General features: G+C 33.1%; 16 protein-coding genes. 2 read left to right on the top strand and 14 right to left on the bottom strand.

What is annotated here, in order from left to right:
* Positions 1 to 2: 2 nt before the first annotated feature.
* Complete coding sequence (locus LPC09_RS25850) at positions 3 to 308, bottom strand: PrgI family protein (protein WP_098796804.1); 306 nt, start codon at positions 306 to 308, stop codon at positions 3 to 5.
* A gap of 65 nt (positions 309 to 373) precedes the next feature.
* Positions 374 to 763 (bottom strand): hypothetical protein, encoded by a 390-nt coding sequence (locus LPC09_RS25845; protein ID WP_098796806.1) that lies wholly within the window; start codon positions 761 to 763, stop codon positions 374 to 376.
* A 259-nt stretch (positions 764 to 1,022) separates the two neighbouring features.
* On the opposite strand from LPC09_RS25845, the gene LPC09_RS25840 reads away from it, so the two are divergent.
* Both LPC09_RS25840 and LPC09_RS25835 read left to right on the top strand, forming a co-directional pair.
* The gene (locus tag LPC09_RS25840) at positions 1,023 to 1,547 is read left to right on the top strand and encodes a hypothetical protein (RefSeq protein WP_098796809.1); all 525 of its coding nucleotides are present in this window, start codon (positions 1,023 to 1,025) and stop codon (positions 1,545 to 1,547) included.
* 24 nt (positions 1,548 to 1,571) lie between these two features.
* Complete coding sequence (locus LPC09_RS25835; RefSeq protein WP_098796812.1) at positions 1,572 to 1,817, top strand: hypothetical protein; 246 nt, start codon at positions 1,572 to 1,574, stop codon at positions 1,815 to 1,817.
* A 41-nt stretch (positions 1,818 to 1,858) separates the two neighbouring features.
* On the opposite strand, the gene LPC09_RS25830 is transcribed toward LPC09_RS25835, so the two are convergent.
* The 12 genes from LPC09_RS25830 to LPC09_RS25775 all read right to left on the bottom strand — a co-directional run bounded on the left by LPC09_RS25830 (position 1,859) and on the right by LPC09_RS25775 (position 10,615).
* Positions 1,859 to 2,701, bottom strand: coding sequence for an ArdC-like ssDNA-binding domain-containing protein (locus LPC09_RS25830; RefSeq protein ID WP_098796815.1), 843 nt, complete (start codon positions 2,699 to 2,701; stop codon positions 1,859 to 1,861).
* 84 nt (positions 2,702 to 2,785) lie between these two features.
* Positions 2,786 to 3,043 carry a hypothetical protein gene (locus LPC09_RS25825; protein WP_098796817.1) on the bottom strand — a complete coding sequence of 86 codons (258 nt, stop codon included), beginning with the start codon at positions 3,041 to 3,043 and terminating at the stop codon, positions 2,786 to 2,788.
* Positions 3,044 to 3,089: 46 nt separating this feature from the next.
* Complete coding sequence (locus tag LPC09_RS25820) at positions 3,090 to 3,926, bottom strand: hypothetical protein (RefSeq protein ID WP_098796820.1); 837 nt, start codon at positions 3,924 to 3,926, stop codon at positions 3,090 to 3,092.
* Positions 3,927 to 3,994: 68 nt separating this feature from the next.
* Entirely contained in the window at positions 3,995 to 4,477 is a 483-nt protein-coding gene (locus LPC09_RS25815; RefSeq protein ID WP_098796822.1) for a single-stranded DNA-binding protein, read from the bottom strand.
* Positions 4,478 to 4,505: 28 nt separating this feature from the next.
* Entirely contained in the window at positions 4,506 to 5,336 is an 831-nt protein-coding gene (locus LPC09_RS25810) for a Rad52/Rad22 family DNA repair protein (protein ID WP_212137971.1), read from the bottom strand.
* 204 nt (positions 5,337 to 5,540) lie between these two features.
* Complete coding sequence (locus tag LPC09_RS25805; protein WP_231309842.1) at positions 5,541 to 5,921, bottom strand: hypothetical protein; 381 nt, start codon at positions 5,919 to 5,921, stop codon at positions 5,541 to 5,543.
* A gap of 1 nt (position 5,922) precedes the next feature.
* Entirely contained in the window at positions 5,923 to 6,492 is a 570-nt protein-coding gene (locus tag LPC09_RS25800) for a hypothetical protein (protein ID WP_212137969.1), read from the bottom strand.
* A 75-nt stretch (positions 6,493 to 6,567) separates the two neighbouring features.
* The gene (locus LPC09_RS25795; protein ID WP_212137968.1) at positions 6,568 to 6,939 is read right to left on the bottom strand and encodes a hypothetical protein; all 372 of its coding nucleotides are present in this window, start codon (positions 6,937 to 6,939) and stop codon (positions 6,568 to 6,570) included.
* 707 nt (positions 6,940 to 7,646) lie between these two features.
* Entirely contained in the window at positions 7,647 to 7,907 is a 261-nt protein-coding gene (locus tag LPC09_RS25790) for a hypothetical protein (RefSeq protein ID WP_231307533.1), read from the bottom strand.
* Entirely contained in the window at positions 7,904 to 8,704 is an 801-nt protein-coding gene (locus tag LPC09_RS25785) for an ExeA family protein (protein ID WP_231307535.1), read from the bottom strand. The genes LPC09_RS25790 and LPC09_RS25785 overlap by 4 nt, the downstream gene beginning before the upstream one ends.
* Complete coding sequence (locus LPC09_RS25780) at positions 8,697 to 9,950, bottom strand: DDE-type integrase/transposase/recombinase (RefSeq protein ID WP_231307536.1); 1,254 nt, start codon at positions 9,948 to 9,950, stop codon at positions 8,697 to 8,699. The genes LPC09_RS25785 and LPC09_RS25780 overlap by 8 nt, the downstream gene beginning before the upstream one ends.
* Before the next feature lie 134 nt (positions 9,951 to 10,084).
* Positions 10,085 to 10,615 (bottom strand): DUF6431 domain-containing protein, encoded by a 531-nt coding sequence (locus tag LPC09_RS25775; protein WP_231307537.1) that lies wholly within the window; start codon positions 10,613 to 10,615, stop codon positions 10,085 to 10,087.
* Between the last annotated feature and the right edge of the window lie 237 nt (positions 10,616 to 10,852).

The following is a 10,852-nucleotide window of genomic DNA, read 5'->3' as shown; positions in this document are numbered from 1 at the left end:
TGTTATTGCCTCCAGATACCTGTTTGAGATTTCTTAAACTTCGAAAGAAATATAAGATGTTGATCGTAGTAGTATCCTGATTTCCCATTCTTTAAAAATGCCAAAATCAGAAAAGGTGCTGTTATTGGCAAAGTCAATGCACAAAGAACAAATCCAACAATAAATGTGAATCTTCCTGAAAATAAAATCTCTGAAGCTATTGATAGGTAAACTAATGCAGCAAATAAAATGTAAGTTGCTTGTCTCCACGAAACCCCTCTAATGCTTTTCCGTTCCGCTTCAGTATTAAACGGCATTCTAGTACGCATATAAATTCCTCCTACTCTTTAAAAAAAGACCTTACAAGTGAAGTGTAAGGTCATACTATTATTGTTTAGCTCCCACTACCAGATTGAGTAATAACATAGTTTGCTAGGTCAGGCGCTTTTAAAACAAGAATAATTCCTACTATTGCACTAACTAAAGCAGAAATACCCAGTGCTCTTTTAGCTGAATTCCCCATTGAAATACCAATCATAATCGCAGCAAGAACAATCGCAATAACTATTACTACTGCTCCAATTATACGAATATTAGTAATCCATCCTGTTAAGATAGTATTGATAGTAGTCACATCACTACCTCCAGACCCACCAGGAATCGTCGGAACAGTCGCTGAAGCACTCTCTACACCAGTAAAGAAAATAAGTGTACTCATAAATGCGAATACAAAGGCGTAGGGAATAACCTCTTTAACGAATTTTTCAATACTAATTCCTTTCATAAACTTACCTCCATATAATATTTGAAAAAAAAAGACGCAAAACAACCCTTTTTAAAAAGGATTATTTTGCGTCTTCCGCCTAAATAATCGCATGAATGCGAAAATATTAAGTTGTCTTCATTCTACAAAAAAAGGTCATATATGACAATACTTTTATTACAGAATTTGTTGTATGAGGTAAAATGATACTGTATAATTAGTTTAATTGCTACATTATACATTTATACGTATAATTAAAATGAACCTATGAGGTGATACTATGAGAATATTATTAGGTTTAGGAATATTTTCTGGAAGTTTATTTTTATTTTCTTTGATTCCAGAATTCATGAACTTTATGATAGATATTGGTGTTGTACCTAATGAGCCTAGATTTCGAGATTCATTTTGGTTTCAAATAAAAGGCCTATTTGTTTTATGGGTAATGCTTTGGATCATTATAAGTTTGGGTTATTTTATTGTTGTCTTATCTGGTGGATACTTTGATTTTTCTTTACATCATAAAATCAAAAAAGCTAAAAAGAGAGCTATTAAAGAATTTGGAACAGATTTGCCTTGCTTTGGATATCTTTCAAAAAAACTTATAAACGGATTTTACCTTGATGTATCTAATTATCCAAAGATGATTACAATGTATTACCTCTCAGAAAAGGGCAATATGTCGTTTGAAGATATGTATAGTTCTACAACAAAAGAAGAGCGCCAAAAATTATACCTAGACGCAAAAGAATATTATGGTTTACCTGAAATGTCAGAATATAATTTACTATCACACGTCAAGTAAACCCATTTAGAGAAGAGGACATACATGGAAATGGAATTTGTTTTCAGCAAGAGTGTACTAAAGAAATGGGATATATATAGAGAGCTAAGCGGAGAAAGGCTTTATTATTGTTTTTCTAATGATCTCCTAGGGAGAGATTATATACTTGTTTGTTTAAACGACGAAACGCAGCCTGAGCTAGTAATATCTCAAGAAAAATTCAATACTGACTATACCTATATAGGCTATCACGATGAATTTCTACATTTTCACCCAGCTTTAATAAACTAAAAAACCAGACTTCTACTCAAGAAATCTGGTTTTTTCCTATTTTATACAAGCTCTTTATCTTCTATTGCAACGTAAGTATCCTCGAAGTCTCCTAAGATTCGATGTACAGCCCTATTAATTCTTTCTCTACTTTTATCAATTAATTCATCTGACCTACTTCTTCCATAGGAAGCAATATACCCAAAAGAATTTTCAGAAGTGTCTATACCTAAAGCATGACAGGTCACAAATCCAACACATTCAGCTTCAATTTCTCTCACTGCTTTACTCGGAATGTTATTTCTATCTGCATGTAATAACCCATGACCCATTTCATGAATTAGAGTTAACAACTTATGAGACGTAGAATTTTTAGAATCAATGAAAATATCTTTTTCCTTAATGCGGTAATAACCATCAGCACCCTTACAATCTGTAGTTTCTGTTACAGGAAATGGGCTTATAGCTTTGATTTTTTCATAAAGATCCGTCTCTCCATTTAAAGTCTTGACATATTCACCAATTGAAGGGATAGGTTCACCTTCTGTTTGAGATATATCGAAAACATATATTGGACGAAATAACATAAATTCTTCATCTTCCTCATGTTCATCGTTTTTTCTGGTGATTTTCATAGGAGCTAAAATCATAATCCCTTTCTCTCCCTTTTTCACATACCTTCCTCTTTTTTTCCATGTTTCAAATCCAGCAACAAATGTAGCACTTGGTTTTTGAATCCAGATCAATAGTTGATTTCTGAAAGAGTAATTGTGGAATGATGCGGAAAATTTTAAAAAACGTTGAAAGTTAGAACTTTTAGCAATATCTACAGCACCCTTTTTCACTAATTCAAAAGCTTCTTTCACTTTTTCTTGACGATTAACCTTCGTTTTTGTATTTTTCATTATATTTCCTCCTAAAAAAATGTGCAATAAAAAAAGACCTTTCATATGCCGCAGCATAAAAAAAGTCTTCCTAAAGTGTAATATTTATTTGTTTTCTTCCCCGATACCTAGCTGTTTAAAGTAATAGTCTACAGCATTACGAGCCTCTTTAAAGAATTTAATACCTTCATCTAGCATAGTTTTAGCCTGTATAGGATCAAACTCACTTAAATCTTTATACTCCCCAACTGTCTTAAAATAATGACTGTTCTTATCTACTTTCATCATAAGATAAGGTCCCTTGTCACCATAATCTACGAGAATATAAAAGAAATCTGCCTTTTTAGTAATTTCAGTCGGCATGTCATCCCCCTTACTAACTTATCCTTCTACATTCCTCACAAAGATACTAAGCATAGCGTTTAGCTTGTGCTTTTTGCATTGAAATGTACTGGTAGGTTTCCATACTCTTTCGTTCTGTTTCAATATCCATTACAAAGAACTTCAAAGGAATATCTACTAACTTCCTATACTTCTCTATTTCTTTGTATGATAAGAAACCCTTGATAATATATTCTTCTACTTTCTCCATAGATATTTGTCCATACTCCAATAAAAAATGTGAACCAAATTCTTTAAAGATAGATTCTACATCATAAACAACATCTTTCTCCCTAAGTTTAATTGTTCCATAATTACATTTTAGAGTTCCAGCTTGTTTAAGCATAGGACATTTTTCTATATCTAGTAAAGTATTACGATATTTTTCTTCCAACCTATCAATATTCCTTTTTTCAGATTTGAATAATTCTGCTATACCTTCTAATGATGTATCGAATAGGAATTCTCTTTTATCCACTTCATTTTTGCCTTTTTTATTCAAATAAATTTGAGCAAAAAATTCTTTTGGATAGGAATAATCTGCAAGTAAATCAACTAGATCCTCATCATCTTTTATAAACGAATAATTCAGTTTAACTACTTTATGTAGTATTCCTATATCATTTAAAAGCCCTTTAAATGATATAGTATCAGTTTTATAAATGGGATCTCTAACAAACTTGGCCACAATACCATGAAATTCATTTCTTCTTGTTTCATAATTAGAGAATGTTTTTCTCATAGTATGCTTTAGTTGGTCAAGGAACTCTTTAGAACTTTTCCTTCTTTGATAGATACCATTTAAGAATAAATCTTCCATTAGTTTAGCAGCACCTATTAATTGAAATTCTTCATTTTTAGACATAAATCCTTCCTCCTATAAAAAATATAAAAAGAAGCAGCTAAAAAGCTACTCCTTTCTCGTTATTAAAATCATCTTCCAAACGGGTTTGTATTTCTTTGCTCAAAAGGGTTAGAACCATAATTCTGGTTCTCATTACCTCTTTGAAATGGATTATTACCTACTTGTGTATAATTATCTTCCTGGTAACTGTTTAGTTGACCTTGTTGGTCAGAAGAATTATTTTGATGATTACTGTTACCTTGATTATTGCTGCCTAAGTACTTTACAGATTCTGCATGAAGTTCATTAAACGTATACTTTTTATTACTGATCTCTTGTTTTACAGGTTTAATTGTTCCGTTAACGAAAACTTGCCTACCTGTATCAAGATACTTACATGCATTAACAGCATTGTCTTTCCATAAAGTTACCTGCAGATAATCAGTTCTTTTCTCTTCTCCTACCCAGTAATTATGAGCAATATCTAAATTTGTCACAGGAATTCCTGAGTTCGTTTTTCGAAGCACTGGTTTTTTTGTTAAATTCCCGATTAGTTCAAATGTATTCCACATATATGATTCCTCCAAGTTTAGTAATTTATTAACCTACTTTTACAACGTTATTAAGTACCCATTGCCCTCGATGTTCTTCAGAAGATATAGCAACTCTATCCTCTGGTTTCAATTGTAATTTTTTGATTTCCTCAGCCATTTTGCCTATCGCATAGATCACGCAAATTTGACCACCTTGTTCAAAGCAAATCTCATAAACTACTCCGTCGTCATATTGTTTCTCCACCATATCTTTGAAAATACATTCAACCATGCCAGCTGGTACTGTATTAGATTGCTGATTGTGGTGTTTTTGAGATGACAAGTCATTTCTAGACGGGGACTGCTCATGTCCAAAGCCCTCTGGTAATGCCCAATTTGGTAATGTGGGAGGAGTAAAGTAACCTCTAACATCTTTAGATTGATCCTTCTTATCCTTGTGGTAAGTATAGATATCTCTATCGGTTTTTCTTTTCTCGTGTACTTCAACCCAAACTTCATTAAGGTTATATAAGTACCTCCCCACTCCAAAAAGCACAGCGGTACGCTTTAGTGCCGAAGAAATTCCTCCTTTGGTTTCCTCAAAATTTGTAGGATCAGCTCCATCACACTTTGTAATTGTTTGATTCTCACCTATCCTAATACTAATTGATTGAATAAATGCACCATTCGGTAATTGTTGAATTTTATTTTCCCATCGATCCCATCCAACTACATTGTCAAATCTATTTTGGATAGCTCTCGAAGAAACATAAGGTACAACTATAGCTTGCGGCCCTCGACTGTTAACACTAACTCGCGATACTCTCCACTCAATTTCATCTGGAGCAAAAGGTGCAGCTAACTCTTTTCCAGCCTTCTTTACATCAAGTGTTTCCATTCTTTCATCCTCCTAAAATGTGTAATAAAGCTTTCTAGAAATGCAAAAAAGCCCTATAGGCATACTTCCTCTTAGAGAAAATACCACCCATAGGGCTTAACACTTCAATACAAGGCTCATTATAGAGCAAAAAGAAAACTTTATATAATTAGTCTATCAAATTATTATATATACTACAACACAACTGTTTTTTTATATTAACACTTATGTAAATGAAGGTTTTATCGCTAATAGAGTTTCAAAATTAGAATGATCATAATGAAAATTAAATAGATTTAAATCAGTCTTCTTTGACCTGATATACTCGATCTTCCCTTCAATTTTCTTCTCTGACAACAATAGTTTTTGTTTTCTATCATTTACTTTAACTAGCCAAGCTTGTCCATCGATTGAATATAAATCTGGACAAGCTTCAATTATATAAGGGCAAGAGTACCAAGTAAATGAAAAATGACGATTAGGATACATTTCCATTATCTCTCGTATGATTTTAATACGAAATTTTTTAGTATATCCTTTAATTCTCGATATAGCAGTCCCTCCAATAGCGATATATTGTGTGTGGTCTGTATAATATTTAAGCACATCAAAATCCCGATTTTGTATCACCTTTTCTACCAAGAAAAGTTGCTGCTTGATACACAGGTATAACATTTAAACCAAGAGATTGCATCACTTTAAATGTTAATAATCCCGTTTCATTGCTACCCATTGTATCAAATGCGATACAATAATCTATATACTTTTGATTGGCAAGGATAAAATTAATATATTGTTCAAAAAGGAGAAATTGATTTTTATCCTCACAATATTCCATTTCTGGAAACTCATTGAACCACCACCAAGAAAATTCTTCAAAAGTAAACTCCTTTCCATCTTCCTCTATCATTTCTTTATAGGTTTCAATAATTTCTTCTATTCCTATATCAATGTTTCCAAACGTAAATGCTCCACTATCTACAATTTTACTTTTAGGTGTATAACCAATTTTTTGAATGAGATCTTTCTTTAAACATTTGTCCTTATGTTTTTCTCTCCATAATGCAAAAGATACTAATAGATTAGCTGGTCTAACCTTTTTTATAATTTCTATTTCATCTTTTCTTGCAGATGTAGCAAAATAAACTCTATCCTCAATTCTAAATGTTTTATTCATCATAAAATCCCTCCTGGTATCCTTAATAAAAAGAAAAGGCAAAGGATAATCCTATTGCCTTTGGTAATTATATTTTTACCCTTCGATATGATTTGTATATTTAGGAGAAATTGATAAGTCATTTAATAAAGTATAGGGAATTGTTGCAATATCACTTACCCAATCAAGATCAATAACTTTTAGATCAATGCTACCGTTATATAGTGTATTAAATTCATATTTCCACATTTCATCCATAGCAGCTTTACTAAGCTTAAATGAAAAAGTAAACGGAGTTCCTTCAAAGTCACCACCTATATATTTTATAAAAATACTTTCATCATCTAATTTAATACCTGTAATCAAATTTGAATGATTACTTCCTGCTGTAATGTAATACCAAATTCCATTAGATAGTGTTGATAGCTTTCGTTTTCGATCTTCAATTTTATTAATTTCTGAATTCACCTTGATTCCTCCTAAAATGTGTATAAATAGAGCTTCCAAAACACAAAAAAGCCCTATGGGGCAGACTGTATTTGTCTATACCACCCATAGGGCTTATATCTTCTATTTAAGGCTCATTTGAGCATCTTGGAAACTTTACCTATACAGTCTATCAAAGATATATTCTTAAATCAATTTAGATACTATTACTTACTTTATTACTATTTCCATTGTTAAATATCATATAAAAGTAAAAGAAACATATATTAATAAAAAAGAACAGTAATAATAAAAAATACAAATAATAATAAGCAAATATAAAAAAGGTAGAGAAAACCCTTGTAAATAAAGAGTTTTCGAGGGTTAGCTAGAAGTTATATATCGTATTTATAACATATTAACTAGATTAACCTCGTTAAAAACACATGTTAACATACTTATATTTAAATTGTTTACATATCAAGAGGCAAATTTACATTATTTCAACATATACACAAGTTAGTATTCAATATTAACATATTAACAGGTAAACATTCGTAAATAGTTTCCATAAAAAAAGGATAAAAAATTGATATAGTTGATAGTGTAAACGAGCACATTAGTTCAGCACTCCGTTTTCAAATTACTTCGGGAGTTTATCTGAAATAATGTGCTTATTTTTTCACTTTAATCCTGAGTTTGAAAAAATTTGATCAAATAACTTCAGTTCTTAAACAAAAAAGAAGACCCTAAATCGGGTCTGAAACCTTTATAAAGTTCTCTAGTTCAACTCTAACTTTATAGACTTCATTTATATGCAACACAAGTTTGACCTCATCCACTAACGTAATAAACCAATCTAAGTCTTTCTCAAGAAAGGCTTGAAAATATTGATTTCTTATCAATAGTTCAAAAGAATATCCTTGTTGTATCCAGTAGTCACAGTGACCCACCCACAATTTCCACTCTTTTTCTTCTCGATCGAATATAATAATACCTTCTGTTTTCATATCCCACTATCTTCGATAGCTAAGCGCACAACTTCATCATCAATTTGTTCTTTTTTTAATTGTGCTCCAAATAGTAAACTATTGGTTGTCAGTCTGTTGATTACACGGGGCCAGCCTTGAGAACGCAGGGCAATGGCTTCAATTGCGGTTTCCGTAAAAATTGGTATTTTTGAACCGGCTAGTTTCATGTGATGGTCGATATACTCTGTAACTTCTTCTTTATCCAAGGGCTGAATTTCATATTTCATAATTAAACGCTGGGAGAGTGGCCGGTGATGGTTAATAGATAATCGTGTCTTTAAATGCGGTAATCCAGCTAATATCAAGATAAAAGGATTACTTGAATCCATTTGAAAGTTAAATAAAATGGCTAAATCCTGCAGAAATGCATCTTTTGCCATATGCATTTCATCTAGAATAAAAACAGGAGTAACCTTTCGCTCGTTTGCCATTCGTTCGATCCCTTCTTGTATTTGTCGGAATAAATCAACCTTACGGAATTTTGGTTCTTCTCCAAGTCCATAGACTAATCCACGATAAAAATCCATTACTCCTCCTGTAGAAAGAGGAAAATAAACAACGTGGTAAAGGGAAGGATTCAATGATTCTTTAAATGATCGTAACGTAAATGTTTTTCCAGCGCCTGGATCTCCAATAAGAAGCCCCATTCCTCTTGACTTCTTTAGGTAATCAAGTGCTCCAAGAGCCCCTTGATAATCGCTCGACCGAAAAGCATCGGTTGATCGCAAATCTTTTGAAAATGGAGTTTGAGCCAAGGAATAGAATGTCTTATACATGGTTTATTCCCTCCGTATCTTCCGATAAGTTAAATGGAGAACGCACTCTCTTTGAATGTGCATTATCTGTCATAGATACAGGAACAGCCTCAGCGACCTTTTGGTCGTTTTCAAACACAAAAATACCTGTCTCATCAAATCGAACATCAATCGAGTGACCTATAAAACGTGGAGGTACTTCATAGAGTTGTTTATTTAACGTAATCGTACTATCGGCCTTCACTTTACGATATTCTCTCTTCAAAAAGATTGTATCTAGGATTTTCGTATTCTCTAAGAAGGTTACACTCTCTACTTGAGATTGATAGACTTCATGTGGAGTCTTCCCATCTAAAGAGGCGTGAATACGACGATGATAGTCTTCTTCAAGCCACCTCCAAAAACGCTCGTTTAGCTCCTCCAACGAATCAACTGGTTTTGCTTGTAGTAAAGGATAAAACCTTGTTTGAATGGTTTTAAAAAGTCTTTCGATTTTTCCTTTCGCACGTGGATCATATGGTTGAGTGTGAGCCAGTGTTATACCTAACTGAGCACATGCATATTGGAGCGTCTCAGAACGATAAATCTTGCCGTTATCTGCATAGATCACGGTTGGTTTTCCTCTCCGAAGGAGTGCTTCCTTCGTCACAACTCTTACACCTTCAAACTTCTCTGACGAGAAAAACTGGCCGAACGGAACAAGCCGAGAACAATCGTCAATGTAAGCAATTAAAAACGTCTTTCTCTTCTTACCATCAATCGGAATGTAAGGCCCATGAGACAAATCCCCCTGCCATAGATGATTTATTCGATCATGGGCAAATCTTTTCCTTTCAGGTATTGCGATTATTTTCTTACCTACAAGGTTGTGTTTTTTTAATAAACGATTTATAGTTGAATAAGATATTTTGTTTTTTTGTATTTCTCCTAGGTCAATGAGATGTTCGTAGAAAACACTCACTGGCATATGGAGAAATTTTTTTCTTATATGAAGAATTTGATCCTGATCTTCTGCAGTGAGTCTCCTAGAATTCCCCTTATCAGTCCGTTTCTTCGGCTTTAATGCATCAAATCCACTTCGGCGATAATGAAGCAGCCATTCCTTGATTGTTTTCTCTGCCACTGTTCGCTCCCCATAATAAGGAATAGAGTGAACCTTTCCTGCCAACTCTCCAAAGTACTCTTTGACATCTACCTGTTCATTTAATAGTGGGGCAATTAGACCATACCGAAATAAGGCCACTTGTTCACGTTCTTTTTCATTCATGGAATCTTCCTCCTTTTTAGTAGAAGGACGACCGGTCATCCATGATTATTATTCTACTTTTTTCAATTTTTTCTGACTATGAAAAAAGTATGTGGGACGAATAATATTTTTATCTTTCTAAAAATATGGTAGAATTAATGTGCCATAAAGTAGGATGAACTATGCCCCCATGACCTTCGTAAGAAGGTGGATTCGCCAAAATCTTGGAGCTTTTTCATATATTTTATGGCTTCTTTTTTTATATCTTTTGAAAATCCACTTGCTTGTCCCAAAGCGACAAAAAAAGAATGAATCCATTTGATACTCTTGTAGTACCTCGTAAGATGGAACCTTAATAATTGTCGACTTCCATTAGCCTTCTTATCCTCTAGAATCCGATATAGCCTATGCAGAATGGTTTCAATTGTGTGTTGAAAGTAAGGGATAAAGAAATCCGGAAGGATAGAAAAGCTAACCTTGCATTGTAAACATTTCATCCTGCAAATAGGCACTCTCAATGACACTTCCTCAGTCAGTCCAAAACGCCAGTAATAACCATTTCTATGTAAGTTTCCCGAAGAATGACATTTACAGTTTGGACATTGATCAAATAATGGAAACTCATTATTAATTCCCTTTTTGGCATATTCTACTAAACTTAAACCAAAATCATAAGAAATGATCATAATAAAAAACTCCCCCCTAATAATATGCAAAAAATTTAGCACATTGTCATGGAGAAGTATAGATAGTGAACTGTGAGTATTTGAAAATAATGAATGGTTTTTGGATGAGATATAGTGCTCGTTTACATTGATAGATTTATCCTGAACCCCGATTATGCTTATAAGTAATAGTTTTTTAGGTAACGTCAAAAAGCCTAGTAGAAATTGGATTTTTTCAATTTCACTAGGCTGGCTATT

It is taken from the genome of Metabacillus sp. B2-18, assembly GCF_021117275.1.
GTDB lineage: Bacteria > Bacillota > Bacilli > Bacillales > Bacillaceae > Metabacillus.
This window is presented reverse-complemented; position numbering and strand designations above follow the sequence as displayed.